The 26,215-nt window shown below is 38.6% G+C and carries 27 protein-coding genes and 1 pseudogene; 18 read left to right on the top strand and 10 right to left on the bottom strand.

All coding sequences use genetic code 11. From position 1 onward, the window contains the following. Positions 1–164: 164 nt before the first annotated feature. Entirely contained in the window at positions 165–1,109 is a 945-nt protein-coding gene (locus tag ACIFPW_RS01780; RefSeq protein ID WP_430241562.1) for an ATP-binding cassette domain-containing protein, read from the top strand. A gap of 4 nt (positions 1,110–1,113) precedes the next feature. Continuing rightward, positions 1,114–1,905 carry an ABC transporter permease gene (locus tag ACIFPW_RS01775; protein ID WP_194220129.1) on the top strand — a complete coding sequence of 264 codons (792 nt, stop codon included), beginning with the start codon at positions 1,114–1,116 and terminating at the stop codon, positions 1,903–1,905. A gap of 45 nt (positions 1,906–1,950) precedes the next feature. Here the strand turns inward: ACIFPW_RS01775 and ACIFPW_RS01770 are convergent, their stop codons facing one another. Further along, positions 1,951–2,712, bottom strand: coding sequence for a class I SAM-dependent methyltransferase (locus ACIFPW_RS01770; protein WP_430241560.1), 762 nt, complete (start codon positions 2,710–2,712; stop codon positions 1,951–1,953). A 177-nt stretch (positions 2,713–2,889) separates the two neighbouring features. Here ACIFPW_RS01770 and ACIFPW_RS01765 point away from each other — a divergent pair, with 177 nt between their 5' ends. Continuing rightward, on the top strand, positions 2,890–4,200 hold the full coding sequence (locus ACIFPW_RS01765; RefSeq protein ID WP_430241559.1) for a lysine N(6)-hydroxylase/L-ornithine N(5)-oxygenase family protein: 1,311 nt from the start codon (positions 2,890–2,892) through the stop codon (positions 4,198–4,200). 116 nt (positions 4,201–4,316) lie between these two features. On the opposite strand, the gene ACIFPW_RS01760 is transcribed toward ACIFPW_RS01765, so the two are convergent. The 4 genes from ACIFPW_RS01760 to ACIFPW_RS01745 all read right to left on the bottom strand — a co-directional run bounded on the left by ACIFPW_RS01760 (position 4,317) and on the right by ACIFPW_RS01745 (position 7,177). Continuing rightward, positions 4,317–5,021 carry an STAS domain-containing protein gene (locus tag ACIFPW_RS01760; RefSeq protein WP_430241558.1) on the bottom strand — a complete coding sequence of 235 codons (705 nt, stop codon included), beginning with the start codon at positions 5,019–5,021 and terminating at the stop codon, positions 4,317–4,319. Between the two features lie 162 nt (positions 5,022–5,183). Then, positions 5,184–5,456 carry an acylphosphatase gene (locus ACIFPW_RS01755; RefSeq protein WP_430241556.1) on the bottom strand — a complete coding sequence of 91 codons (273 nt, stop codon included), beginning with the start codon at positions 5,454–5,456 and terminating at the stop codon, positions 5,184–5,186. Between the two features lie 25 nt (positions 5,457–5,481). Further along, entirely contained in the window at positions 5,482–5,829 is a 348-nt protein-coding gene (locus ACIFPW_RS01750; protein WP_430241630.1) for a TIGR02206 family membrane protein, read from the bottom strand. A gap of 559 nt (positions 5,830–6,388) precedes the next feature. Beyond that, positions 6,389–7,177 (bottom strand): PAS domain-containing protein, encoded by a 789-nt coding sequence (locus ACIFPW_RS01745; protein WP_430241554.1) that lies wholly within the window; start codon positions 7,175–7,177, stop codon positions 6,389–6,391. Positions 7,178–7,418: 241 nt separating this feature from the next. On the opposite strand from ACIFPW_RS01745, the gene ACIFPW_RS01740 reads away from it, so the two are divergent. The 6 genes and pseudogenes from ACIFPW_RS01740 (at position 7,419) to ACIFPW_RS01715 (ending at position 11,829) form a co-directional block, all read left to right on the top strand. Then, positions 7,419–8,633 (top strand): EAL-associated domain-containing protein, encoded by a 1,215-nt coding sequence (locus tag ACIFPW_RS01740; RefSeq protein ID WP_430241552.1) that lies wholly within the window; start codon positions 7,419–7,421, stop codon positions 8,631–8,633. A gap of 134 nt (positions 8,634–8,767) precedes the next feature. After that, positions 8,768–9,170 (top strand): annotated as a pseudogene (locus ACIFPW_RS01735) (secondary thiamine-phosphate synthase enzyme YjbQ). A 2-nt stretch (positions 9,171–9,172) separates the two neighbouring features. Beyond that, on the top strand, positions 9,173–9,643 hold the full coding sequence (locus tag ACIFPW_RS01730) for a low molecular weight protein-tyrosine-phosphatase (RefSeq protein WP_430241550.1): 471 nt from the start codon (positions 9,173–9,175) through the stop codon (positions 9,641–9,643). Beyond that, positions 9,640–10,506, top strand: a complete 867-nt coding sequence (locus ACIFPW_RS01725; protein WP_430241548.1) for a fructosamine kinase family protein — start codon at positions 9,640–9,642, stop codon at positions 10,504–10,506. Before ACIFPW_RS01730 ends, ACIFPW_RS01725 begins: the two co-directional genes overlap by 4 nt. A gap of 74 nt (positions 10,507–10,580) precedes the next feature. Next, on the top strand, positions 10,581–10,982 hold the full coding sequence (locus tag ACIFPW_RS01720) for a hypothetical protein (protein WP_430241546.1): 402 nt from the start codon (positions 10,581–10,583) through the stop codon (positions 10,980–10,982). A gap of 22 nt (positions 10,983–11,004) precedes the next feature. Further along, the gene (locus tag ACIFPW_RS01715) at positions 11,005–11,829 is read left to right on the top strand and encodes a YihY/virulence factor BrkB family protein (RefSeq protein ID WP_430241544.1); all 825 of its coding nucleotides are present in this window, start codon (positions 11,005–11,007) and stop codon (positions 11,827–11,829) included. 39 nt (positions 11,830–11,868) lie between these two features. On the opposite strand, the gene ACIFPW_RS01710 is transcribed toward ACIFPW_RS01715, so the two are convergent. Further along, positions 11,869–13,782 (bottom strand): heavy metal translocating P-type ATPase, encoded by a 1,914-nt coding sequence (locus ACIFPW_RS01710; protein ID WP_430241542.1) that lies wholly within the window; start codon positions 13,780–13,782, stop codon positions 11,869–11,871. 300 nt (positions 13,783–14,082) lie between these two features. Between ACIFPW_RS01710 and ACIFPW_RS01705 the strand changes: the two genes are divergently transcribed. Then, positions 14,083–14,880: a VLRF1 family aeRF1-type release factor gene (locus ACIFPW_RS01705; protein WP_430241540.1), complete on the top strand. Its 798-nt coding sequence runs from the start codon at positions 14,083–14,085 to the stop codon at positions 14,878–14,880. A 148-nt stretch (positions 14,881–15,028) separates the two neighbouring features. Here the strand turns inward: ACIFPW_RS01705 and ACIFPW_RS01700 are convergent, their stop codons facing one another. Beyond that, positions 15,029–16,195, bottom strand: a complete 1,167-nt coding sequence (locus ACIFPW_RS01700) for a class I SAM-dependent methyltransferase (RefSeq protein ID WP_430241538.1) — start codon at positions 16,193–16,195, stop codon at positions 15,029–15,031. Between the two features lie 100 nt (positions 16,196–16,295). On the opposite strand from ACIFPW_RS01700, the gene ACIFPW_RS01695 reads away from it, so the two are divergent. After that, a complete protein-coding gene (locus ACIFPW_RS01695; protein ID WP_194220114.1) occupies positions 16,296–16,757 on the top strand; it encodes a VanZ family protein in 462 nt (153 codons plus the stop codon). A gap of 38 nt (positions 16,758–16,795) precedes the next feature. Here the strand turns inward: ACIFPW_RS01695 and ACIFPW_RS01690 are convergent, their stop codons facing one another. Together ACIFPW_RS01690 and ACIFPW_RS01685 are read right to left on the bottom strand one after the other, a co-directional pair. Continuing rightward, positions 16,796–17,254, bottom strand: a complete 459-nt coding sequence (locus tag ACIFPW_RS01690) for a TlpA disulfide reductase family protein (protein ID WP_194220113.1) — start codon at positions 17,252–17,254, stop codon at positions 16,796–16,798. Between the two features lie 142 nt (positions 17,255–17,396). After that, entirely contained in the window at positions 17,397–18,566 is a 1,170-nt protein-coding gene (locus ACIFPW_RS01685) for an MFS transporter (protein ID WP_430241536.1), read from the bottom strand. 141 nt (positions 18,567–18,707) lie between these two features. Between ACIFPW_RS01685 and ACIFPW_RS01680 the strand changes: the two genes are divergently transcribed. After that, entirely contained in the window at positions 18,708–19,097 is a 390-nt protein-coding gene (locus tag ACIFPW_RS01680; protein WP_226616524.1) for an OsmC family protein, read from the top strand. 94 nt (positions 19,098–19,191) lie between these two features. On the opposite strand, the gene ACIFPW_RS01675 is transcribed toward ACIFPW_RS01680, so the two are convergent. Continuing rightward, entirely contained in the window at positions 19,192–19,614 is a 423-nt protein-coding gene (locus tag ACIFPW_RS01675; protein WP_430241628.1) for a pyridoxamine 5'-phosphate oxidase family protein, read from the bottom strand. Positions 19,615–19,799: 185 nt separating this feature from the next. Between ACIFPW_RS01675 and ACIFPW_RS01670 the strand changes: the two genes are divergently transcribed. The 6 genes from ACIFPW_RS01670 (at position 19,800) to rlmD (ending at position 26,192) form a co-directional block, all read left to right on the top strand. Then, positions 19,800–21,188 (top strand): MATE family efflux transporter, encoded by a 1,389-nt coding sequence (locus tag ACIFPW_RS01670; RefSeq protein ID WP_430241534.1) that lies wholly within the window; start codon positions 19,800–19,802, stop codon positions 21,186–21,188. A gap of 74 nt (positions 21,189–21,262) precedes the next feature. Then, positions 21,263–21,865, top strand: coding sequence for a YczE/YyaS/YitT family protein (locus ACIFPW_RS01665; protein ID WP_430241626.1), 603 nt, complete (start codon positions 21,263–21,265; stop codon positions 21,863–21,865). Positions 21,866–22,031: 166 nt separating this feature from the next. Next, positions 22,032–22,826: a YfkD family protein gene (locus tag ACIFPW_RS01660; protein WP_430241532.1), complete on the top strand. Its 795-nt coding sequence runs from the start codon at positions 22,032–22,034 to the stop codon at positions 22,824–22,826. A 144-nt stretch (positions 22,827–22,970) separates the two neighbouring features. After that, entirely contained in the window at positions 22,971–23,756 is a 786-nt protein-coding gene (gene pdaA, locus ACIFPW_RS01655) for a delta-lactam-biosynthetic de-N-acetylase (RefSeq protein WP_430241530.1), read from the top strand. Positions 23,757–23,897: 141 nt separating this feature from the next. Beyond that, positions 23,898–24,767 carry a DNA-3-methyladenine glycosylase family protein gene (locus ACIFPW_RS01650; RefSeq protein ID WP_430241528.1) on the top strand — a complete coding sequence of 290 codons (870 nt, stop codon included), beginning with the start codon at positions 23,898–23,900 and terminating at the stop codon, positions 24,765–24,767. A gap of 18 nt (positions 24,768–24,785) precedes the next feature. After that, the gene (gene rlmD, locus ACIFPW_RS01645; protein ID WP_430241526.1) at positions 24,786–26,192 is read left to right on the top strand and encodes a 23S rRNA (uracil(1939)-C(5))-methyltransferase RlmD; all 1,407 of its coding nucleotides are present in this window, start codon (positions 24,786–24,788) and stop codon (positions 26,190–26,192) included. The last annotated feature ends 23 nt before the right edge of the window (positions 26,193–26,215 follow it).

Below are 26,215 nucleotides of genomic sequence, written 5' to 3'. Positions count from 1 at the left end.
CTAACCGAATGGTAATTGCCCCCTTTGAATTCAATTTAAGGGGGTTCTTATTTGAACGACCACACTCTATTAAAGGAGAAATTTATACTAAGGCGAATGTAAGTATAACAGCGCGGGCGTGTTTCCTTGCAGAAAAGCCTTCCAACAATAGAGGGGGATAGAGAATGGATGGGTCTATATCAGTACATGAGCTAGTTAAAACGTATAAAGGTGATGTGAAAGCTGTCCAGGGCGTAAGTTTTGAGGTAGCTGAAGGCGAATTTTTTGCCTTTCTCGGCCCAAATGGTGCAGGTAAATCTACGACAGTTCAGATTCTTACTACGCTTGTGAAACCAACGACAGGAAGCATTCGCATTGGTGGTGTTGATGTTGGGGAAGAACCTGAACGGGTGCGATGGAATATTGGCGTGGCTCTACAAGAAACGGGTATCGATCCAGTGTTGACGGGGAGAGAGTTAATTGAAATGCAGGCAAGACTATTTGGTTTTAGTAAGAAAGAAGCCAAAACAAGAGCTGTAGAGTTACTTACCCTTGTTGACTTAAATGATGCAGCAGATCGTCCATGTGGAAAGTATTCTGGGGGAATGAGACGGAGGTTGGACCTCGCGCTCACCTTAGTTCATAAGCCTAAAATCCTTTTTCTTGATGAACCAACAACTGGACTTGATCCATCGAATCGAAAAGCCATTTGGAAGGAAATTAAGCGGTTGAATAAAGAAGAAGGAACGACGATATTCCTAACAACCCAATATCTTGAAGAAGCTGACCAACTTGCTGATCGAATCAGTATCATCAATCAGGGAAAAATCGTCGCATCCGGAAGTGCCAAAGAGTTAAAAAGGACGCTCGGATTTGATGCGATTCAACTTGTGTTCGATGAGGTTGATGAAGCGGAGCGAGCAAGTAAAACGCTAGCCGATCTTGCAGAGAATATTGAGCAATCAAAAGAAGAGATTACACTTTACACTAAGAATGGAACACAACTTCTATCAGAGCTTGTTCGTAAGCTAGATGAACACAACCTTTCACCAAAAACATTGAATGTAAAGCCACCATCTTTAGATGATGTATTTATTAATGTGACGAACGAGCAAAAGGAAAGGGCGTGAAGCTATGGGGGAGCAAAAGAAAGGCTCTTTTCTTGTAGATACACTGGTTTTCACAAAGAGAAGTATCATAACAATCATTCGGAATCCATTGATTTTCATTCCTAATTTAATCATTAGTCTTTTCTTTTTGTTTGTTTATGAAGGAGGATTAAGTGGGATTTCAGAGCTTCCTGCATTTGAAGGAGCAAACTACCTTGCCTTTATTTTACCTGTCTCTATCGTTTCAGCTGCGATCGGGGGAGCAGGTGGAGCTGGGCAAGCGCTGGTTAAGGATTTAGAAAATGGATACTTTTCACGTCTTCTTCTTACCCCTTCCTCAAGACTTGCTATCGTACTTGGTCCGATTATTGCGGGAATGCTGCAGCTGCTCATTCAAACGGTGTTAATTCTAGTAGTTGCTTATTTTCTTGGTCTAGAAGTTGCAGCAGGATTTGGTGGAGTAATCGTCGTTCTTTTATTAACGCTTGGGTGGGGGCTTGCTTTTGCAGGGTATTCAGTTGGTGTAGCGTTACGAACAAAGAATGCTCAATCTGCACAAGCAGGGACTTTTGTATTCTTTCCACTTATTTTTCTTAGCACAACTTTTGTTCCCTATGAATTGATTGAAGCAGGTTGGTTAAAAGTGGCGGCAACGATTAATCCGACGACATATTTATTTGAAGCGATGCGCTCCGTGTTTATTGATGGTTGGGAAGCTTGGCCGCTTATTAGAGGATTTCTAGTCATAGGTCTGTTATGTGCTATTACGATTAGTTTCTCAGCGGTAAGTGCCTCCAAAGCGGTAAGTGCTGATTAAGAGAAAAAAGTTCGCATCTTATTGCGAGCTTTTTTAAAATATAGGCTATTTTTTAGCTGCATGTAGAATAAAGCGGTGTGAAGGTATATCAATAAATCCGTTATTTTCTATATTTTTATGTAAGCGATAAAGAGCGTTTCGGTAGCGGTCGATCGAGAAGTTAGGAATTTGCCATGGTATCGCTTTTAAATAATAAATGACTGCACCAATGTCATAAAAACGTGTAGAAGGAAAAGATTCTTTAGCATCTACAATGGAAAAGCCGGAAGATTCCAGTTCTTGAACGGCGTAATTCAAGTTCCAATGATCGTATTCAGACTTCATTGGAGCATCCAACACTCGATTTAGTTCTTTCATATCTTCCCCGCCAACCTGCTGAGTAATAAAAGCTCCATTAGCGGATAGTATACGATGGACTTCCTTTGGAGAGTAGGAATCATGCTTGTTCATCACGAATTGAAATTCAGCATCTAAAAAAGGAAGAGTATCGTCATCCTCGAATCCTTTTACAATGACTCCTTGAGGCTCAAGTCTTGATTTGGCAATTGGAAGGTTAGGGGGATAGGCTTCAGTTGCTGCTAACTTCTTTGGAAATGGCTTTAATGCTTCAAGAAATTCTCCGCCGCCAGTACCCATATCAAGTACACTGTGGCTAGAGCGGAAATAGTGTAGAACATAAGAAGTGTACGACCACGGAAGCGGTTCGCCGTTCATTCTTTCTGTATTTGTAATATAAGAAAAATCCCAACCTGAGAACGGTGTTTCGATGTCTTTAAGGTGAAATTCAAATGCTTGATCTGTTATCACGTATAACCCCTCCTGTTATTAATTACCATTATAGCAGGGGAGATGTAGAGAGTGAGAAAAAGTTAATATAATCAATTAGGATTTAAAACTACAGAGATTAGGGTAAACCAAGATATGCGAACATTCGATTGAATCGATACTGCAAACCAAGTGAATCTGGAATGGAGATTAAAGGACGTGAAGACATTGAATACAGCTAAGTTATATGATCTTATAGGAATTGGGATTGGGCCGTTTAATTTAGGGATGGCTGCACTTGCAGATGAGACAGAAGTAGAAGCGATTTATTTTGATCAGAAAGAAGAATACAATTGGCATCCAGGGATGTTGATTGATGGAGCGGATCTTCAGGTTCCATTTCTTGCAGATTTGGTTACCATTGCAAATCCAAAAAGCCCTTATACTTTTATTAATTACTTACATGAGCATGATCGACTTTATCAGTTTTATTTTTTTAATAAATTTGATATACCGAGAAAAGAATACAACGCTTATACTAAATGGGTTGCGTCACAATTAAATAATTGTTTCTTTGGTCAAAAAGTAATTGATGTTCTTTATGATAAAGAAAAAGCATGTTATAACGTTACGATTGAAGAGGTAAAGACGGGTCGAACAGAGACCTTGCAAGCAAAGCATGTCGTCCTAGGAACAGGAAGTGTGCCAAATATACCTGATGGCTTCGACTCATATCCACCTGAAGATGTTCTTCATACAAATCATTATCTATATCACGAGAAAGAGTTGAAAAAATCACGTTCAGTAACAGTGATCGGGTCAGGGCAAAGTGCTGCAGAAGTGTTTTATGATTTGCTTCATGACCAGGAGAAGTACGGCTATCATTTGAACTGGTTGACTCGATCAGCAGGTTTTTTTCAATTAGAATCAGCTAAGCTAGGGCAGGAAGTATTCTCGCCTGATTATGTTAGCTATTTTCACGGCCTTTCGTTTGACGACCGGAAAGATGCTCTTTCAACACTTGGAACTTTAAGAAAAGGCATAGATTCATCTACATTAAAGAATATTTATCACCTTCTTTACCATCGATCCTCTGAGGGTTCGCTAGATGTGATGATACAACCTTTATCTGAGGTAAATGGTATTGAAAAGAGAGGTAAGCACTATGAACTTGCGTGTAGACAGTGGCAAGAAAATCATGAATTCCAAACGACTACGGATAAAGTTGTTCTTGCGACTGGATATAAACCTCACTTCCCTGAATGGTTTAGACGGATAGAAGACGAAATTGAATGGGAAGATGAGAATCGATTTAAAGTAGAGATGGATCAGCAGCTGGTCTTTAAAGATGGAAGAGAGAACCACATCTTTACGTTAACAAATCTCGATCATTCTCACGGAACAGGAGCAACAAACCTTGCCCTTTCTGTTGAGCGAAACAAGCGCGTGTTGAACTTCGTAGCAGGAAGATCCTTATACAAAGTTAATACAAATACCGTTTTCCAACAGTTTTCTAGTAAAGGAATGTAGAACTTGGAGTGGATAACGTAAAGATCTTTAAAAGCCATACGGAAGCACACTAGAAAAAGGACTCCCCAACTTATCATGTTTGGGAAGTCCTTTTTCTTTCACCAGGATAAGTGATATTAGTGATTCTCGTCACGTTCTTTCAATATGAGTGAATATCCTTCAAGATTAACAACATGATTAATACCCTGACGAAACGTTGAAAATGTAGGAATCTTTGGATCAAGATCAAGATTCATTAACCATTGCACAACCCGCTTCGTGATTCCCACATAAACGACAAGAATGCCCATCAAAGAGAGCGACTTTGTCATCGTCTCGCATAAGGCTTGTGCCGAGCTCGCATTCAATTCAGATAGCCCAGAGAAGTCAAGCAGAACATAATCGGTATTGTTAGCTGCACAATAATTTAATGTGTTGTCAATAAGCTTTTCTGACCTTTCCTCATTCATGGTGCCGATGAGAGGAATAAGGATAGCATTATCAATAATGGTTGGAATAATCGCTGAAGATAGTTCACTAACAAGTTTTTTGTTTTCCTGAAGCTCCTTTTGCTTTTCTGTTACATCGCGCCAGACAAGTAGATAACCAGTTTTTTCACCTGATTCGTTAAGGTATTCAGAAATAACGATACTAGCTGCAAATCGGTCAAATAAGGTAATGGTACTTTCATATGGCAACTGATAGAGCAAAATGTTTCTTTGGTGTGAAGGATTTTGATGGAACTCATCAATGCTTTTCCCGATTAGTTCTGAAGGGTGATTAATAGGTAAATAGGGTATAAGTGACTTAAGTAGCATTTCTGCACGTTCATTAAACCACACAATACGTAAATCTAAATCGCATACAAATATATTATCGCCTAAACTATTAAGCGCCCTTGTTGTCTCACTATGTGAAAAAAAGTCGTTTCTGCCAACTCATTACCTCCGCAAATTTAACTAACATATTAATCATATTATAATTCAAAGCATACCAATTGCCTATTAATAACGAATAGTAAAAGACCTTTCATTCTCATTGACTTCTTTTTCTTCCATAATCACGTTATCAACGACGGAATAGGGGCTACCTGATTCTAGTGCAGAGTGAAATTGGGTCATAGTGGCTTCTTCTCCTTGTGCTTCCACTTCAACAGAGCTATCCATTCGATTCATGACATAGCCAGTAAGGCCATATTGGGCTGCTTTTTGCTGTGTATATGCTCGGAATCCTACACCTTGAACTCTTCCTTTAACAATATAATGATACCGTTTCACCTGGCTTCATCCTTTCAAAGTAGTCCTATATAGTACTTTTCCTATTTGTTGTTCTATTAAACGAGTTGCTCTTCAGTATATAGAACGGAAGATAAAGAAGATGGAAGGCGATAATGGTAATGCCTTCGAGTGAAAGTAAGTATAATGGCCATGGTCCTAAGTAGTCCAAAATGGTATGACTATGCGGCTTATTCATTAAGAACATATAGTTTGAACCGATGCTAAGATTGATTGCAAATAACACAGCTACATATAAATTCAGAGTAGTAAAGGCCGTCCATATTGAGCGATAGGAGGGGATATATTTATCAACGGCAATAAATAACCATGATGTTAGAACAATCCCGCCGTGAGCTACAAAAAATGAAAAAATCGAAAGTGTGGATAAGAATAGAAGCCAAGATCAGGGGTGATCATGGCGAGTAGGGCGCTAGAAGTCCCTACGAAATAAGTTATTTCAAACAATCCCCTCTGTTTTGTTATTAGAAGAGCAACAGATAAAAGAAGTGAAATGCTACTTAATTGAAGAGGTAAAGTCGTAGTAATGCTCCATTCGCTATAGTAAATAAACCAGAGATGAAAGCTCCCCTCTGACAGTAATAAAGCAGTGGCAATCATTATTCGCATCGCAAGATTTGCACGATTTTCTTTTAAGACTGATTTGAAGCAAAAGATAAGCAACATCATAATCCCTAAAGTAAACAACGCTGATAGATGAGGAAAAGAAAAAAAGAGCAAAGCGGTTGTCTGTCGACCAGGAGAAAAAAGTTTCCATTCCTAAAAAACCTCTATTCTAATCAAGTTAGCTATTATAAAAAAGCCAAAAGCGTTTATTCGAAAGCTTTTGGCTCCATTTATTGAGATTGTTAAAGAATCTGTTCATAGTATTTTGATGAAGAAAAACCACTAAATGGCTAGCTCAGTTCAATCCTTTAATTGATTGTAATGAGAGCGTGCTGAACAGATGGAAAGCTTTTGACGGAAGACAGGGAGAAGTCAGCTTGTACACCTTCTAAGACAAAGTCAGGTCTAGCTCCGGTTAGCATTAGTTCAGCTCCCATTAGCTTAATGAGCTGATGGAGTTGATAGACTCCTTTATGAAGTTCAGAAGTGAAATGGCTGACACCAGAAAGGTCGATAATTAAGTATTCATCTCCGCTCTTCTGAATATGGGCACTTACGTTCTTTAGAATGAGATCGATTCGTTCGTCATCAATGTGCCCAACTATTGGAACGATCGAGACTTTACGGTCAATTGGAACGATAGGAGTGGATAAACGTTTCACCTGTTCGAAATAATGTTCAGATCGTTCTTCGGCCATTTTGCGTTTAGTAACATCCTGCTGTACCCCTACAAAAAATGTTTGATGTTCACTTTCGAAGTAGACTGGGTAAATTTGGAGTTCATTCCAAAAGAACTCTCCATTTTTTTTATAATTTTTGATTTCAACTTTGATTTTCTCTTTATTTTGAATAGCGGAACGTAATTGAGCAACCGTTTCTTTATCGCTATCCGCTCCTTGTAAAAAACGACAATTATTCCCGATAATTTCATCGGTTGAATATCCGCTTAATTTCTCGAAACCTTCATTTGTATAAACAATTGGATTATCGGGAAGCTCAGGATCTGTAATGACGACTCCTGTATCTACATATTCTATTGCTGTTCTAACGAATTCATTTCTTTTCATACGCTTAAGCTGTTCTTTGTTTACTTTCATAGCTTACAGCTCCATGACGTCATATTTCTCATTTGATCATCACCTTTTAAATTGAATGGTACTACTAGTATAAATCGCTCTCGTAGAAAAACCAATGAAAACCCATTTATTCGACTAGCTTATAAAAATGTTCAGATAATAAACTGAAAAAATCAGACAAATAAGATAGAGATATAAAGGATATTTAGTATTCATGCTATAATAAAAGTATTTATTTTGATTGAACGGGAGGGGTTATGTAATGGATGCACTTGATGTTATGGGAAAAAAAGAAGAGATCTTCCCATACTTCCAGCCTATTGTTAGTGCTGATAAGCAGCAAATTATCGGGTATGAAGTTCTCGGGAGAATTCGAACAGAAGAAGGAATAGATAGTCTCGGATTCTTTTTTCAAGATCAGTCTATACCTGAAGAGTACATATTAGAAATTGATTCACATATTCGAAGTCAAGCGATTGATATTCTTTTAGAGCGCGGAAACGGTCAGAGCCTATTCTTTAATTCGAGTGCCAGGCACCTTCTTTATGACCATGGTGAAACATTCACAAACGATCTTGAAGAGTATGCGAATAAGGGGATCGCTTATGAACAAATTGTCATAGAGGTTTCTGATTATGATATTGAAGATGAAGCATTACAGACTCTTCAGCATATCCTTACGTATTATAAGAGTCTTGGTGTACAAGTAGCTGTTAGCCATGCAGGTAATACGATGAGTAATATTGAAAAAATTGCTATTCTTAATCCCAATATTATTAAGGTTGGTTTATTGAATTTGAAAGATAAAGGTATGCCTCCAGAATATCGAGAAGTTTTGTATGCCTTATCTATGTTAGGAAGAAAAATTGGTTCAACTCTACTGTTTGAAGGAATTGAAGGAGTAGGTCAGCTAAAATATGCATGGGAGAACGGCGGGCGTTATTATCAGGGATATTATCTTGGTAAGCCTAGAGCAGATTATCTTGATGTTAACCAATATAAATCTTTGTTAACAAATGAATTTCAACATTTTATCACGCATGAGAGAAAGCGTCTTCTCTCGCTTTATGAGCTGTCTCAGGACTTTAATCGTCATTTGCAGCAGCACATAAAAAGGAGCAGGCAAAATGATTGGAATACGATGGTAGCTGAAGCTGCCCATTCTCTTGGTGAAGCTTGTTTTAGAGGCTACATTTGTGATGAAGACGGTCATCAAGTTTCGTCTAACTATTATAGAAATGGAGAAGGAGGGTGGGAGTTTCAGCCTGAATATGAAGGCGATAATTGGAGCTGGCGTCCATATTTTCTCGAAAATATCGTGAGGATGAAGCATGAAAAGGTTGGGATATTGTCTGACCTATATAGTGATATTGAAACAAATGAGCTCATCCGGACTTACTCTTATCCTATAAATGAATCTTATTACTTGTTTCTAGATATACCATACCTCTATCTTTATGAACGAGATGACTACTAGAGAGTGGTGAACATAAGCTCCGTACTAAGTCATTGTTCCACGTGGTTTGCGTCATATAGAAAGTTTGTGGCAAGACTAGAGTGAAAAGAGGCTTTTAAGGGTAGTAGTAAGATAGTAGCTATAGGAGGGATCAGATGCTTAAAAAAATATCTGTTAAAACAAATCGTCGAGATGAAATGATTGATATTACCTCAGAGGTTAAAAAAGGTTATCCGTGATGAGAATCTTAAACAGGGGACTGTTCTCGTCTATTCCGCTCATACAACGGCTGGTATTACGATTAATGAGAATGCTGATCCAGATGTAAAGCACGATATGCTTATGCGATTAGATGAAGTGTATCCATGGGAGCACGAAAAATACCAACATGCTGAGGGAAACTCTGCTTCTCATCTTAAAACAAGTACAGTAGGTGCATCGCAAACGATCATTGTAGAAGAGGGTAGTCTTATTCTTGGCACGTGGCAAGGCATTTATTTCTGTGAGTTCGATGGCCCACGTAACCGTACCGTTTATATCAAAACAATGGAGGGATAACGATGATCCGAGTCTTATTCGTTTGTCTAGGAAACATCTGTCGTTCACCAATGGCGGAAGCAGTCCTAAGGTCGAAAGTAGCACAAGCTGGATTATCGGATCAGATTGAAATTGATTCAGCTGGTATAGGTGATTGGCATGTAGGAGAACCTCCTCATGAAGGAACTCGGGAAATTCTTTTAAAGCAACAAATTTCAGTGGATGGAATGAAAGCAAGACAAGTGAAGGAAGCCGATCTTTCTCAATTTCACTATGTGATTGCAATGGACGCAAGTAATCTTGGAGAACTTCATGAAATGGCGGGAATGAACCCATCGAGCTCAATTTCACGATTGATGGACTACGTAAGCGAAAGTGAGATTGAAGATGTGCCTGATCCTTATTTTGAAGGGAATTTTGAAGAAGTTTATCAAGTGGTTGAAGAGGGCTGTTCAAAATTACTTGAACATATTAGAGATGAAGAGGGCATATGAAGCTTGATATTGAAAAAGCGATTGTAGAAACAGGTGATCGAACTTCAATTGTCGATATGCAGCCTGTTTTAGGAGGCTCGATAAATCAGGCATTTTACGTTCGAACGAAAGAGCGGGAATACTTTGCGAAAATAAATAAAACAGCTTCTGAACAATTTTTTCTAGCTGAGAAAAAAGGCCTTGAACGATTACGGAATAATGGATTGATGGTACCAAATCCCCTTCTACTTAAGGCGCGTGATGAATCAGAAATGGTTTTTCTGATGGAATGGATTCGTTCCATACCTTCTGATGAAACAGGCGATCGGAGACTAGGTAGTCTTGTTGCAAAAATGCATCAACAGCATTCCAATCAGGTTGGTCTGAATGAGCCCAATTTTATAGGAGAGCTAACTCAATTAAACAGCCCTTCTTCCAATTGGGTTACGTTCTACAGAGATTTGCGTCTTGGGGCCATGCAGGGGCTAGCAATTGAAAAGGGGAGGATCTCAAGGGAGCGTGACCGCCGCTTAACGCAACTCCGCCAGAGGCTTGATTCAATCATAGGGCATAAACCATCTTTTTCACTTTTACATGGTGATCTTTGGGGTGGTAATTGGCTGTATGGTGAGAATGGGCAACCTTATTTAATTGATCCTGCTGTTTATTTTGGTGACCGAGAAGTAGATATCGCATTTACATATTTATTTGGTGGTTATTCAAAAACGTTCTACGAGCAATATGAAGCTGATTATCCGTTAGAGAAAGAATTTGAGGAGCGAATTCCGATCTATCAGTTATATTATCTTCTTGTTCATTTGATCTTATTTGGGGAAAGCTATGGAAGTGGGGTAGATCGAATACTGCAAAAGTACACACTCTGACTGTTATGAAGGCGTTTCATAAGCGTGAATAAAGGGAATTAAATCGCATCTTTATATAACAAGGAGGAAATCAAATGAGTCAGACATATTCAGGCGGTAGTCAAAATAAACTGTTTAAGGCAGTCCTTATTGGTGGATTAGCAGGCGCACTTATTTCACTGTTCGATCGAGGAACGAGAGAATCCATTCAAAACGGATCAAAAAAAGCAGGCACTATTTTGCGTGATGTTAAGAATAATCCATCATACTATACGGATAAATGGAAGCAAACCGTAGATGATGCAAGCGGGCTAATGAAGGAAGTACAAGATGACATTTCAACCCTGTCTCAGAAATTCAATGGATTGAAAGAAAGTTCGGTTGAAGCGTTTAATCTTGTCAAAGAAACACAGGACGATCTTAAAGAAATAGGCTCGAGAGTTGTGGAAGCTGGTGAAGAATTAACTGGCAACACTAACGATAAATTGACACATTAATTGAGCCGCAGGAGGGTATATGGTGGATGCATCATTAGGGCAATTTTCGAAACAGCTATTTTCAAGAATAAAAGAACACCAAGTAACCGACTTATCGGCACAGCTTGCTTACTATTTTTTATTATCGCTGTTTCCGTTTCTGATCTTTGCGATTACCCTCCTCACTCATTTTGATTTCTCTCAGGATCAAATTCTTGATTTAATTGCGCAATACGCACCTTCTGAATCATTTGTGACCATTCAAGAAAATCTTATTCTCGAAGATGGAGCACGTAAAGGTCTTTTATCATTTGGGATTATCGCAACAATTTGGTCAGCATCTAATGCAATCAATGCGATCATTAAGTCACTTAACCGAGCATATAACGTACAGGAAAGTCGACATTTTTTACTAGCGAGAGGATTATCGATTCTATTGTCGTTAGCGATGATCTTTGTAATCGTTGTGGCACTCGTTTTACCCGTATTTGGGGAAACGCTATGGCGGTTTTTTGTATCGTTCTTTGAATTACCTGAATCATTAAGTTTTATGTTTGCGATCATCCGGTGGACTTTAAGCCTATCCATTATGATTGTGGTTTTTATGTTTATCTACTACTATGCTCCAAATAAACGGCTAAATTATAAAGATGTGTTGCTAGGGTCTGTGTTTGCTTCGGTAGCTTGGCAGCTTGTATCATTAGCCTTTTCCTACTACATCAATAACTTTAGCAACTATTCTGCTACATACGGAAGTCTTGGAGGGGTTATTGCCCTTATGCTTTGGTTCTATCTCACTGGCCTTGTGATTATCATAGGAGGCGAAGTGAACGCGACCTCAAATTATTTCAGGAAAAAAGCCCAATAGAGCTAGCGGCGATATGCTGCTATATCTATTGGGCTTTTGTTATTTTAATAGGCGTAATCCATTTAATATAACAAGAATGGTACTTCCTTCATGACCGAGGACTCCCAATGGAAGAGTAAGGAATTGAAAGAAATTAGATGCAATAAGGATGAGTATGACGGCAATGGAAAAGATCACGTTTTGTTTTACAATTTGATTTAATCGGTTAGAAAGATTTACGGCTCGAGTAAGCTTTCCAAGATCATTTTTCATTAGAACAACGTCTGCCGTTTCAAGAGCTACATCTGTTCCCTGTCCCATAGCAATCCCAACATCAGAAACCGCTAGAGCAGGTGCATCATTAATGCCGTCCCCAATCATGCCAACCGTTGCATATTTTTTCTTTAATTCTTTCATGTGGGTTACTTTATCTTCTGGAAGACAATTGGCGAAATAGGTTTTTATGCCAACTTCTTCTGCTATCGCCTTTGCTGTTTGTTCACTGTCTCCTGTCAGCATAATAGGCTCAATCCCGCGTTTTTTCAACGCTTTAATCATTGCTGGCGATTCACTTCGTACTTTATCTTTTAAAGCTATCATACCAGCAAAACCATGTTGATCCGCAGCAAGTACAATGGTGTTCCCACTTGATTGCAACTGGGCGTACTTTTCTTGAAAAGAATCAAACCCATCCTTATCAGTAAAGAAATCTAACTTCCCTACCTTCCAACTGATTCCATTAATTTTCGCTTCAACACCCCATCCAGAATGATCCATCATTTCCTCAGGTTCAAGCCAGTTATGTGATCCTGAATGATTAACAATGGCTTTTGCAAGTGGATGTGTCGACTGCCGTTCGATAGAGGCTACGATGTTCATAAATGTCGTCTCATCCATATCTGAACGAGTGAAAACATCTGTAACTACTGGAGAACCTTCCGTTAATGTTCCCGTTTTATCAAGTGCAACAGCTTTCATGGAGCCTAGTTGTTCGAGATGAACCCCGCCTTTAAATAGGATGCCATTTCGTGCACCTGCTGATATAGCCGATAACGTAGCAGGCATAATGGATGCAACTAGGGCGCAAGGAGAAGCAACAACTAGAAAAACCATAGCACGATAGATCGTTTCATCCCACGTCCATCCAAAAAGAAAGTGGGGAAGGATCATAAGTAAAGAGCCCATTAGTAATACGATTTTGACATACCAGCCTTCAAGTTTTTCGATAAACAGCTGTGATGGTGCTTTTTGATCTTGGGCTTCTTGAACAAGGGCAATGATTTTTTGGAAGACGGTGTCCTCACTACTCTTTGTCATTTTAACGGTTAAATGTCCTGATATATTTAACGTTCCAGCAAATACTTCCTCATTCATTCGTTTAATGACAGGAATAGACTCGCCGGTAATTGCAGATTGATCCAGAGAAGTTTGCCCTTTCATAATTAATCCGTCTGCAGGGACTCTCTCTCCTGGTTTAATAAGAATAACGTCATCTACAGAGAGCGAACTAGCAGGTACAACCATTTCAGAACCGTTTGAAATAACGGTTGCGGTTTCTGGTTGAATTTCCATCAGAGATTGAAGCTCTCGTTCACTCTTGTTCAATGTATAGGTTTCAAGGGCACCACTTAATGCAAAAATAAATATAAGTATGGCTCCCTCAGTCCAGTACCCAATACTACCAGCACCGATCGCTGCGATGATCATAAGAAGCTCAACATTCACGTCCTTCTCAGCAAACGAGTCTTCTATTCCTTCTTTTGCTTTAGCGAAACCGCCAATAACAAATGCCGTGATATAGAGACTAGCTTCAACGGAAGGTGAAAATGCGCCCTCCATGATCCAAGCAAAGGCGATGATTAATCCGCTTATTAGGGCAGCAGTTAGCTCCCCATGACGTTTCAAAGTATTCCACCAGAAAGAAGTATGTGAAGTGTAAGTACTTGATTGAATATTTGCCTGTTCCATTATCATTCCTCCTTTTTCTAATTGAGAATAATAGTCATCGTCATTCCCTTACTAAACGTGCAATGCTGTGACCTCTTAAAGTGGTCACAGCATAAAAAAGCTGATAATACGGAGTTATCTAAATCGAATTGAGAATGTTTTTCATGTAGATTAGAATAATTATCATGTTTTAATGATTTTATTCTATCACATGCTTCTCATCTTGACTATAAGAAAAAGAACAATTGGGCGGAATGATTTGATGTTTAAAAATGGGAATGAACAGGGAATTGAATTTGTAACAAAGAAAAGATGAGGAGGAGTACAATGCTATTAAAAGAAAAGTTAGAACAACTGAAACATGCTCGTGTTCAAAAGCCTGATAAAGTGTTTACTTTGTATTTAAATACGGATCGTCGTGATTCGGACCGACAAAATGGTGAATGGAAGATTCAATTGAAAAACGGATTTCGAAATTTCGAGGAATACTTAAAGCAAAGTGATAATAAAGAAGATCTTGAAAAATATGAAAAAGTAAAAGAGAAAATTCAAGATGAGCTTAATCGTATAGAAAATGATTTAAAACGCGGACTTATTATTATTGCTTCTTCAGATGATCAGATTTGGTTCGTAGAGCGTACGCAAGTTCCAGTCGAAACGAACCTTTATTGGGAAGAAGAACCTCAACTAGAAGTAGTAGAAGAACTTGAAAACAACTATCCAAATACTGGTATTGTGCTTGTCCATCATGATTATGTTCGGATTATTGAAACTGAACTTGGTTTTCTAACCAAAAGTGAAGAATATGCCTGGGATCCGGACGAGGATAACTGGAGAATTTACGAGGGAACAACGGGAAATGAGAATATCTCTGGAAATGGAAGTACAGCACAGCGAGAGCTATATGAAGATCGAGTAAAAGCCAATCGTGAAAGATGGTACAAATCGATGGCTGCAAAGCTTGATAAGAAAGCAAAAACTCAGCAGTGGGAAAAAATCTACGTGGCTGGTGAAAAAGAAGAAGCAAGCGAATTAAATGAGTTAATGAATAAGGAAGCTACAGTAGTTGGTAAGAATTATTCTGATAAGCGAGATGATGAAGTGATCGAATCGCTAGTCTCATAATAATAAAAGCACCCTTGAGGGTGCTTTTATTATTATGAGCTATGTTAGCTTCCACTGTTGCTTCTCGATTTTTCACTCATTCAATTGGTCATCACAGAACGAGCAAAAAATCTAGAATGTTCATGAACATTACCTTATTATATTAGGGCTATTTGACAGCTTTAACAGTGAAAATTTTCGGAATGCCTCTGTCGTGGAGCTTAATATTAGGTTCCTCTGTTACCTGTTTAATAATAAGGTTCTCATCAGCAATGCTTGTAAGAATTTCACCAAGTGTCCATTTACGCTGAAGCACCAGGCTTTCTGCTGTTTCGTTCGTTAAATGCTTCTCAAAAGCAACTTTAGTTTTGTGGATTGTCGGATCGAAATAGTTACCATCAACTTTATGCTTCTTTCCTTTAGACGAAATAAGCTTTGTTGATATAGGATGGAAATCTTGGATAACAAAGGTGCCTTCTGGCTTCAAGAGACGTGATACAACCTTGAAGAGAGGGTGAAGATCAAGAAAGTAATGTAAAATCCCCAGTTCCATAACAATAATATCAAAACTTCCATCGAGATCATGGTTCATTTTTAAAATGTCAGTGACATAATAGGTGAGGTCCACGTTACACTCTTCTGCAATTTCTTTGGCGAATCGCTCATTTTCATAGGAAAAATCGATGACTGTTGCATTTGCACCAAGTAAACTCATTGCTGTCGCTTTCATACCATGTGATCCCATTAAGTTGGCTACTTTCTTTCCTTGTAGTGAAGGAAGATACGGTAGAAGTGATTTAAGACGTGATTTTGGATTTTCTTTTAATTTTGTTGCGGCTTCTTCAGGTTTTCCAAATCGATTAAGCAATGCTTCGTAAGTTTGTTGATTCCAAGATTTTGCATTCTGGGCAGTCACATTCTCTTGTATTTCTTTTAGGTGAGCATCAATTATATTCCGCCATTCTGGAAGCTTCTGATAGTAATAGAGTGAAAGGCATTGAACCGATTGTTCTCCTAGTGAGGCTTCAATGAGATAAGGGTTCGTGCGGATAACGGTGTTGTATGTGCACTCAATTCGTACCGTACACTCATCGATCACATAAAGAGCGTAAGCAGTTTCGTAAGTGTAACCGGGTTTTGCTACTCCGTATTTAAGGTTGAAATCATCTACGACGGACTCAAAAGCATCCCATTGAATCGAAACGGCTATAGAATGAGGGGCATCGACTGCTCCTTGAAGCCAAAGAGCTGTTTCATTTATAAAGAAAAAAGGAATGTTATAATTGTTTAGGTTTGAAGAAAGGTTCTTTAAGACATTTTCTTGGAGTTCTGGCATTTTTCCACCTCAATTTTGTTACATGAACATATTTTGTATAGAATACTATAGCATATAGACAGCCCATAAGGCATCTGAAGAATAGGGAGAGACGTAGGATATGCAGACTCAGAATGAAGGTGTGTCAACGCAGAAATGGGTGAAGAGGGGTGGGTCCTTCGCTTTAGGTATCTACTTACTTGCGCTTTTCTATGCGACGTTGTTTATTTATAATTATTATCCATATGGTAAATCAGTTAACCTTGTTTTGTTCGATAGTATAAAGTTAATGTGGGAAAGCGGAAGCTACTGGCTCATCTTAAAAAATATTATTGGAAATATTATGTTGTTTATGCCGCTAGGATTTTTAACACCGCTAGTTTATAAAAAAGGAAAGTCTGTGCTGATTATTGGCCTGATCGGTTTTTCAACGAGTACTGTTATTGAATTATTGCAGTACTTTGTCGCTCACCGTATATTTGATATTGATGATATTCTCTTAAATGCTCTTGGAGCTATCGTAGGCTACGGTGCCTATCGCATAGTGCTTTCATTATATAGGAAAATGAAAAAGACAAAATAAAAGAGGCAGCTTGCGCTGCCTCTTTATCATTTCGTTATTTAGTCTTCTTTCTTCGCTTTATCAAGAAGTTTAGTAATACGTTTTGTAAGCATTTTACGACCTTCTCCGCCTGCTTGGAAATGACGAAGTTTACCTTCTGAATCAAACACGTAATAGGCAGGTACATATTGATTTTCGAATGCGTCTGTCAATTTGTGATCACTATCAACGAAGATTGGTTGGCTAATATCGTGTTGATCAGCTACTTGTTTAATTTCTTCAAGGTCAAGGTCTTTTTCAGAGCGTGGCATATGAACAGCAATAACATTCATATCTTCACTATATTCATCACGGAATTCGTTAACCATTGGCATAGCTTCTTTACATAGACCACAGCTAATGGACCAGAAGTGAATAAGAGTAAGTGGTTTATTACCTACGAGGTCACTCTTCTTAACTTCTCCGTTAAACCATTCTTTTGCGCCTTCTAGTTCAGGCATTTCTTCGCGTAGTTTCATTCTGTATCGACTCCTTTGTTCGGAATTAATTATAATCATTATCAGATAATCACAATTCTTATTATAGTACATATAAATCATAAGTCAATGAAAAGGGTTCATGTATTATATTATTAAGATGGCTATAAAAAGGTTTCTTTACTCACGATGTAGAATACTGAGCATGTGGTTCGGGTTTCTTATGAACGGCTGTTGCTGTAAATAAGAAGAGTAGCATCCCGCTAATCGCATAGAAAATGCTTCCTTCTGTAAACCAATCAATGAAAACTCCACCAAGATAGGGCCCGAGTATACTACCAATGCCAAAAAATATGCCAGCTAGAATGTTCCCGGTTGGGAGAAGACTATTTGGTAGCAAATCGGCCAAGTAGGTAATACTCAGTGAAAATAAAGATCCAACCATCATGCCTGCAAGGAAAAATAAGATAAAAAGTATTGGTACTGATGTGGTGAAGATCGCACACGAAAAACTAACCCAGCCAATAAAAATACTAACGAGTAAGATATTTTTCCGACCAAATTTATCGCTGATAACGCCAAGAGGCATTTGAAACACAAGACTTCCGATCACAAAGGCTGGAAGTAAAATCGAAACCGATTTTATATCAATTCCGTTCCGAAGTGCATACACAGGGAAATTACCGTGAAGAGATGCTTCAAGAAATCCGTATCCGAAAGAAGGTAAGAGGGCTACCCAACCAACTTTCAGAACGCGCGCATATTTAGATAGAACTCGTTCAGAACCGTGCGTCAATGGATCAGGGAACTCATTTTTGATTTTTGTCAGCATCAACCATGTCACCATAGCAATGCCTGATGCCAGTAAAAATGGAAGGTACATAGAATACTCAACTAGAATAGTCGAGAGGGGACCGGCAGCGAAACCAAGTCCAAATGCAGATCCATAAATGGCGATGTTTCTTCCCCTTTTTTCTTTTGGGGTCGTTGTTGTAATCCAAAGTTGTGTTGCGAAATGAAGAAGGTTATCTCCTATTCCGACAATGATCCTTAAAATGAACCAAAACCAAAAGGCCTGCCATATAGGTATTAGCGTGATTGAAACTATTACAAGCAGAAGTCCAACGGCTATAGCTGGTTTATAACCATATTTTCGAACGGGTTTCTCAATAAAGGGTGAGGCAAAAAGGATCCCTATGTAAAGAGCCGAAGCATTAAGTCCATTCATGCTAGACGATACGCCTGCCTCCTCTAGAAGAATAGATAACAAAGGAAGCAGCATCCCTTGAGAATACCCAGAAATAAAAACGATTGAAATAAGAATCAGAAATCGGTAACGGTTTGATTCAAACAATTTGTTCACACTCCAATTAGCCAAAAAAGGAAATTATTATCAGTGCTTATTATAATGGAATGAGGTGAAAAGAGCCACCGTTCGCATTTTTTTAAAAGCTGATCTAAAATAAGGACAACGTCTAGTAAAGGAGTGGTCATGTTGGAATTTAACATGAAGAAAGAAGAAACTGGTTTTACAGCTGATTTTGAATATGGAACGCTTCATATTTCAGGGGACGAGCAGTTTGGTTTTCGTCCATATCAACTACTTGTTTCATCAATAGCAGTTTGTAGTGGTGGTGTGTTACGCCAAATTCTTGATAAAAAGCGAATGGACTATGAAGATATTCAAATAAAAGCGGATGTCACTCGTAATGAAAAGGAAGCAAATCGTGTTGAAGAAATTCATCTTCATTTCACACTAGTTGGAGAGCTGAACGAGCAGAAAGTAGAAAGAGCGCTTGAATTAACGAAAAAGCATTGTTCAATGGCACAGTCTGTTTTGGGAAGCATTGAATTGAAGGAAACTTTCGAGATTGTATCAAAATAAAGAAACGAAAAAAGGGTCACCGCAGTGGCCCTTTTTTTCGTTTCTTTATTTTACCTATCTATGCGTAGTAAAACTCCTCTAATGGAAGGTTATTTTATAACTCAAGTGTTTCTGGTGTATTTTCACCCTCATTCATTAAACGAATTGTGTCCGGAGTGATTTTGAGAACGACATAGTTTGGATCTTCTGGTGAATCGAACCATCGTTTCAGCTGGTCACCCCATAGTTTTTCTTTCGTTTCTTTTGAGTCATCTATCGTGACGTGACCTTGTACTTCTACGTAACGGTCATGCCAACCTTCGCCGTCGTATCCAAGCAAAACGTGCACGTTATTATTTTGCTCGATGTCTTCTACTTTATGAGTTTCCTTACTAGTTGGAGTCATTAGTGTAAGTCCATCGTGGAAGAACGTCATAAATCTTGAATGAGGCTTATTTTCCTTCACTGTGCTAAGTGTTCCTACATAGTGAGAATCAAAGATGCTTAGTACCTTGTTTTTAATTTCTGATTGAGACATTGCCATTACAAATTCTCCTTTCGAATTTAACTCTAATCTTAATCTTCCTCTAATCTCGAATTCTAAAACGCGATAATATGCCATTATTTACTACGGGAGCTTTTAGCGCATTCATTCGTTTTTCATTCAGATACTAGGGGTATAGCCATATGTAGATTCTAATTTGAACATAAGAAGGTAATCAGATGAACAAGAGCTATGATTTTACTCAAGGTAACATTACGAAGCAAATGGTTTATTTTTCATTGCCTATTTTTTTAACTAATTTACTGCAAACGTCTTATCAATTTATAGATAGCATTTGGGTTGGTAACTTACTCGGTTCAAATGCACTTGGCGCTATTTCAATTGCAGCTCCCGTCATTTTTACTGTTCTCTCCTTCATCATCGGAGTGAATAGTGCAACGTTAACAGTACTGTCTCAGCGGAAAGGAGCATCTGATAAAAAGGGATTAGTCGAGTCGCTAAATGCATTTGTTGTCGCGTTAACGATCTTATCGGTTGCGTTTGGAATTATTGGCTTCCTCTTTACTGACCCTATTCTTAAATTCCTTGGAACGCCCGATGAGATATTTGAAAGTACGAAAGTATACTTGCGAATTAACTTTTTAGGCATTCTCTTTTTATTTGGTTATAACTTTATCGGCACAGTATTACGAGCTCTAGGGGATAGTAAAACTCCGATTCGATTTGTCCTTTTTGCTGTAATTTTAAATACTGCACTGGATCCGTTGTTTATTGCTTATTTCAACTGGGGAATTGAAGGCGCTGCATATGCAACGATTATTTCTCAAGGCTCAGCATTTCTATATGGTGTGGTTTATTCTATCTGGAAGTCTAAAATTCCGTTTACTGTTCCCCACCTGCCAGACATGAAAGAACTTAAACGTATTTCAAAGCTTGGAATTCCTGCTGGTTTACAAATGATGACTGTTTCAGCGGGAGTGACGGCGATTATGGGGATTGTTGCAAGTTTTGGTACACAAGTTGTTGCAGGTTTTGGTGCGGCGCAAAGACTTGATCGCATTATCATGTTACCGGCGTTTACGCTTGGAGCCGCTGTAAATAGCATGGCTGGACAGAACATTGGCTCTGGAAAGTGGCAAAGGGTTTCAGCGATATCTAAGAATGGGATTATTTTAATCCTTGCCGTTTCTTTTACAATTAGTGCTATTATCTTTTTATCAGCTGAATCAATGATCCGTCTCTTTATTGATGATCCTAAGACAATTGCTTTCGGTGGGAACTACTTAAAAACCGTTGCCTTTTTCTATCCGTTTCTTGGTATTAATTTTGTTTTAAATGGAGTGGTTAAAGCTGCCGGTGCTATGGTTCAGGTGCTTATACTTAATATTATTTCATTCTGGATCCTTCGCGTTCCGCTCACTTACGCTTTTTCAAAATGGTTAGGAGCAGAAGGGATTGCGTACGGTATAGGAGTAAGCTTTATTATCTCGAGCGTATTTGCTATTGGACATTACCGTTATGGAAAATGGCGTGATATAGAATTATTCGATCAGCAAAAGGAAGAAGATTCAAGTCAATACGAAAGTTCAACTCAAAGTAAGGCTTAAAAGGAATAGCTTAGAAAATGTCGTCTTTTCACTACATCTTACGTTACAATGAAAAGGATGTAGTTAAAGAGAGGATGCAGTCAGTGAAAATAAAACGATTCTTATTTTATGTAATAGGGCTTTTCGTATTAACTGCTGGAATAACATTAACAATTAAATCTGATATCGGAGCAGGAGCTTGGGATGCGCTTAACGTAGGATTATCTGAGAAGATCGGTTTTACGGTTGGGACCTGGGTAATCCTCGTTGGAGTCATCTTGATTATAGTCAATGCGCTTCTGATGAAAGCCTGGCCAGATTTCTTTGCTCTTATCACGATTATCGTAACAGGTTTGTTTATTGATTTTTGGTTAATTACGTTATTTTCAAATTGGACGATTACGGACGTATTCTTTGCTTATGCGGTTTTTATAATAGGAATGATATTCATCGGCCTTGGTATCGCGATATACCTTCAAGCCAAATTTGCGGTGATCCCAATCGATGGTTTAATGCTTGCGATTCATCATAGAACTGGTTTAAGCATTCGAACTTCGAAAACGGCTGGTGAACTTATTGCGCTACTTGCTGCATTGCTTTTAGGAGGGCCGATTGGTGTGGGCACGATTGCCATTACATTTGGCATCGGACCTCTTGTCCAATTTTTCTATCCTACTTTTGAGAAAATGAACGCTTAAGCGTTCATTTTTTTTGTGGGAAATGTCTAGCGCTTGTCGGCTCTAAACGTTCGTTTCCGCTTTTCATATCTAAATTTGTTGGATAAAAGGGATGGTTCTAGAAAAAAATACTGATATGAGTTTGAAGCCATTCGTTTAAATGAATGCTAACAAAGGAGAAGTTTGTATGAAGAAAATCTTGTTAATGCTCGTTATTCTAGCTGTTATTCTACCTCTAAACACACTAGCCGCAGAAGGGCAGAAAGCGGGGAAAGATCAATCGCTAAAAGTTCCTGATTCTACGGTTAATATTTCGAAAGAAAACACTTATCCAAATCCCGCACAGGATTTACCTACCTTGCAGCCGAGTGAGTTGACGAAGGAGTTAACAGGATCTGCAGATGTCCCCATTGCTAATCCTGAATTGATTCAGATTTTAAATGATTCTTCGATTTCACCGTCTAAGCTAGCGATCGGTTATCGTGCGAGTATTTATCTAGGTAAGTGGGCGTTGAATTATGATTCTGCAGAAACAAATATTAACTGGCAATACAAGCAGGCAAATATAAATCGGGTAGATAATCGAGGTGGAAGTGGTCCAATTCAGATGACGTATCGCCAAGAGGAAGAGAAGAAGGTGAATGGTGGATTAACGGCCTCAATTCCTGATAGTGAAGACGTGAAGAAGATGATGATGATGAAGGCATCTGAAAAAACGAAGCTCTCTTTATCTTTTCAAACAATGATTGGGAAAGATACTAAAAAAGGTAATGTGTATAATGTGGGAGCTAAGAACTATGGTACTTTAACGAGCTATGTTCCTGCTGTAAATGAAAAAGGGACAGTAACATATGGAGAAGTTTATCTTGTTTTAAAAGGAAGCAAAATGAAACTTGAGGTTCGTAACGTGACTCAGCAAGGAATTGGTGCATGGATCCCGGTTCAAGACTACCTTGGTTTTGAATTTAATACGCGACAATAACCAGCAGAAATGCTGGTTTTCTTATGAGGATAACAAGGTATTCGGTTCGAGGAAGTAATTTCCTTAGCCAAAGAGATGGAATTAGGATAGAAAACAGTGCAAACTTCACACACTAAATAAGGGGACAGACAAAGGAGGGATTAAATGAGGATACTCGTAATGACGATGGTTATATTTATTGGAACAGTGACGGGAACCTATGCGATAGATAACACGTCTCATGATTGGTATTTTAAACGAAGCAAAAATCATGCACCTGCCACAACAGAGCCTGAATTTCAGGAATTACTAAAGCCCTACGACAGCTACTTCATTGGTCGAACGGATCAGAAGGAATTGTATATGACATTTGATAATGGGTATGAGAATGGGTTCACTGACGATATTTTGGATGTTCTAAAGAAAGAAGATGTACCTGCCACTTTTTTCGTTACCGGTCATTACTTAAAGGACCAGCCAGATCTCGTTAAGAGAATGGTAAAAGAGGGACATATAGTTGGGAATCATTCCTGGAGTCACCCTGACATGACGGCCATTTCTGATGAAAAGATAAGACTTGAATTAAAAAAAGTGAAGGAGGAGTACACTCGATTAACTGGAGATGAAACGATGCAGTATGTTCGACCACCTCGTGGGGTTTTTAGCGAAAGGTCACTCGCTATTTCTTACGAAGAGGGGTATCGTAACATCTTCTGGTCACTTGCCTATAAAGATTGGGAAACGGATAAGCAAAAGGGGAGTCAGTATGCTTATGATTCGATTATGAAACAAGTTCACCCGGGAGCGATACTGCTTCTTCATACAGTCTCAAAAGATAACGCTGAAGCTCTTCAGAAAGTTATTAAGGATTTAAAGAAAGACGGGTATACCTTTAAAAGTTTGGATGACCTTGTCCTAACTGAAACAATTCCTGAACCGCTTATTCCTTAATAAATATTCTAGGCTGCCAGAAATGGCAGTCTTTTGCGTGATTTAAGAAGAAAGAAGAAAGGACGACTTACTATTCTGTAACTAGTAATCCTGTTTTGGATTTGCGATAATATAGACGACCTAAGAAAGGGAGGCGTTATGATGTGGGTTGAGAAATTATATCCTAAAGCGCCATATGACGTAGATCGACTTTTCCAAAGAATGAGCATGGATCCGCTTCAGTATATCGATGGTCACAGGCAACAATTTAAGATTCCTCTTATTATTAATAATGAAAAAGCCGTATATACAGTTCAATCAACTGGAAATCGTAAATACCCTTGCTTTGAGATATACGGATATGATGTAAGTAATAAGGAACAAGCGATTACTCAGATTAGTCAAATGTTTGACTTTCATATGGACATTGAAGGGATCTCATCAGTATTAAAAGAAACAAATATTCGATCATTAATGAATAATTACCTCGGTATGCCAATTATTTGTGAGCCTGACGCTTATTGTGCACTACTGAAGAATATTATTCATCAGCAGCTTAATATGAAGTTTGCGTATACGTTGACCTATCGTTTTGTGACAAGCTATGGAACTGAAATGGACGGCGTGTGGTTCTATCCTAAACCAGAGGTGGTTAGTCGTTTAACTGTTCACGAATTACGCGATTTACAATTTAGCAAAAGAAAAGCTGAATATGTGATTGGGATTGCTGAAAAGATTGTATCAGGAGCGCTTGATTTAGAGAATCTTTACAAATTAACAACTAAGGAAGTATATGATGAACTGCTTCCTATAAGAGGTGTTGGTCCATGGACAGTTGAATGTGTACTGCTTTTTGGACTAAGACGGAAAGATATATTACCTGCAGGTGATGTTGGGATCCAAAATGCCATTATGAAATGGTTTCAATTACCAACAAAGCCTACGAAAGAAGAAGTCGCTAAGTATAAAGAGAAATGGTCTCCGTATTCAAGCTATGTGTCCATGTATTTATGGGAAAGCTTAAGCGGTTAAGTAGAAGGAGAGATATTTTTGGATAACAAAAATGTGAAAGGGACAGGGCTTACGAACGGTCAAACAATTCCTTTAACAATTAAACGATTGGGGATAAATGGAGAAGGCGTCGGTTTTTTTAAAAGGACAGTGGTATTTGTTCCGGGAGCACTACCAGGAGAAGAAATTACAGCTGAAGTCACAAAGGTTTTTTCAAATCGTGCTGAAGCAAAAATAAAAAGGCTTCGAAAAAAATCGAATGACAGAACCACTCCACCATGTCCGGTATATGAAGAGTGTGGAGGATGTCAGCTCCAACATTTAAGCTATAAGGCACAACTTCGTGAAAAACGGGATATTGTGATTCAGTCGTTTGAACGACATGCAAAATTGGGTGAAAAGGATATAACGATAAAGCCTGTAATTGGAATGAAAGATCCCTGGAACTATCGAAATAAAAGTCAGCTTCAGGTAAGAAAGCAAAAGGGAAAAGTCATTGCAGGATTATACGGAGCAGGGTCACACGAGCTTGTTGAACTGACAAACTGTTTAGTACAACACCCGGAAACAAATAGAGTCACTCGTCAAGTTGTGAAGATACTCGAGGATTTAAATATTTCGATATATCATGAAAAGAAGAGGAAGGGGCTAGTTCGTACAATCGTAACGAGAGTTGGATTTGAAACGGGACAAATTCAATTAGTGCTTGTCACTTCAGAAGAGAACATTCCGCGGAAAGAATTACTTATTAAAGAAGTGAAGAAAAGGCTTCCTGAAGTGAAGTCGGTTATTCAAAATGTAAATGGGCAGAGAACATCTCTAATATTCGGTGATAAAACCTTCGTATTAGATGGGGAAGAAGTAATAGAGGAATCATTAGGAGATTTAAATTTCGAATTATCTGCTCGTGCCTTTTTCCAGCTAAATCCCACGCAAACTGTTCACCTCTATGATGAAGTGAAAAAAGCTGCTGCGCTTACTGGTAAAGAAAACATTATAGATGCTTATTGTGGAGTAGGTACGATTGGATTATGGCTTGCCGATAATGCGCGAGAAGTCAGAGGGATGGATGTCATTAAAGAATCGATTGATGATGCAAGAAAGAATGCTAAAAGTCACGGTTTTCAGGAGAAGATGACTTACGATGTAGGTAAAGCAGAAGAGGTCGTTCCTAAGTGGATAAAAGAAGGGTTCAAACCAAACGTGATTGTGGTAGATCCACCGAGAACCGGCTGTGATGAGACGTTATTAGCTACGATGGTAAAAGCAAAGCCAGATCGAATTGTTTATGTATCTTGTAATCCTTCAACGCTTGCAAAAGATTCTTCCTATTTAATGAAAAAGGGATATGAGCTTCAGCAATTACAGCCAGTCGATATGTTTCCACAAACCTCTCATATTGAAGTAGTGTCTGTTTTTAAAAGAAACACAGGGAATAAGAAATAGTTACAAGCTTATTTATGGATAGT

It is taken from the genome of Pseudalkalibacillus sp. NRS-1564, assembly GCF_050467905.1.
Classification (GTDB): domain Bacteria; phylum Bacillota; class Bacilli; order Bacillales; family Guptibacillaceae; genus Guptibacillus; species Guptibacillus hwajinpoensis_B.
Note: the sequence above shows the minus strand (reverse complement) of the source record. Positions and strands in the feature narration are given on the sequence as shown.

What these genes read in the sequence shown, in the direction of transcription:
- ACIFPW_RS01725 (WP_430241548.1), top strand. Translation starts at nt 9,640, where the DNA reads ATGAAGCTTGATATTGAAAAAGCGATTGTAGAAACAGGTGATCGAACT.
- ACIFPW_RS01740 (WP_430241552.1), top strand. Translation starts at nt 7,419, where the DNA reads ATGGATGCACTTGATGTTATGGGAAAAAAAGAAGAGATCTTCCCATAC.
- ACIFPW_RS01720 (WP_430241546.1), top strand. Translation starts at nt 10,581, where the DNA reads ATGAGTCAGACATATTCAGGCGGTAGTCAAAATAAACTGTTTAAGGCA.
- ACIFPW_RS01650 (WP_430241528.1), top strand. Translation starts at nt 23,898, where the DNA reads ATGTGGGTTGAGAAATTATATCCTAAAGCGCCATATGACGTAGATCGA.
- pdaA (WP_430241530.1), top strand. Translation starts at nt 22,971, where the DNA reads ATGAGGATACTCGTAATGACGATGGTTATATTTATTGGAACAGTGACG.
- ACIFPW_RS01705 (WP_430241540.1), top strand. Translation starts at nt 14,083, where the DNA reads ATGCTATTAAAAGAAAAGTTAGAACAACTGAAACATGCTCGTGTTCAA.
- ACIFPW_RS01690 (WP_194220113.1), bottom strand. Translation starts at nt 17,254, where the DNA reads ATGAAACTACGCGAAGAAATGCCTGAACTAGAAGGCGCAAAAGAATGG.
- ACIFPW_RS01780 (WP_430241562.1), top strand. Translation starts at nt 165, where the DNA reads ATGGATGGGTCTATATCAGTACATGAGCTAGTTAAAACGTATAAAGGT.
- ACIFPW_RS01660 (WP_430241532.1), top strand. Translation starts at nt 22,032, where the DNA reads ATGAAGAAAATCTTGTTAATGCTCGTTATTCTAGCTGTTATTCTACCT.
- ACIFPW_RS01775 (WP_194220129.1), top strand. Translation starts at nt 1,114, where the DNA reads ATGGGGGAGCAAAAGAAAGGCTCTTTTCTTGTAGATACACTGGTTTTC.
- ACIFPW_RS01695 (WP_194220114.1), top strand. Translation starts at nt 16,296, where the DNA reads ATGCAGACTCAGAATGAAGGTGTGTCAACGCAGAAATGGGTGAAGAGG.
- ACIFPW_RS01670 (WP_430241534.1), top strand. Translation starts at nt 19,800, where the DNA reads ATGAACAAGAGCTATGATTTTACTCAAGGTAACATTACGAAGCAAATG.
- ACIFPW_RS01675 (WP_430241628.1), bottom strand. Translation starts at nt 19,614, where the DNA reads ATGTCTCAATCAGAAATTAAAAACAAGGTACTAAGCATCTTTGATTCT.
- ACIFPW_RS01710 (WP_430241542.1), bottom strand. Translation starts at nt 13,782, where the DNA reads ATGATAATGGAACAGGCAAATATTCAATCAAGTACTTACACTTCACAT.
- ACIFPW_RS01665 (WP_430241626.1), top strand. Translation starts at nt 21,263, where the DNA reads ATGCAGTCAGTGAAAATAAAACGATTCTTATTTTATGTAATAGGGCTT.
- ACIFPW_RS01745 (WP_430241554.1), bottom strand. Translation starts at nt 7,177, where the DNA reads ATGAAAGTAAACAAAGAACAGCTTAAGCGTATGAAAAGAAATGAATTC.
- ACIFPW_RS01730 (WP_430241550.1), top strand. Translation starts at nt 9,173, where the DNA reads ATGATCCGAGTCTTATTCGTTTGTCTAGGAAACATCTGTCGTTCACCA.
- ACIFPW_RS01700 (WP_430241538.1), bottom strand. Translation starts at nt 16,195, where the DNA reads ATGCCAGAACTCCAAGAAAATGTCTTAAAGAACCTTTCTTCAAACCTA.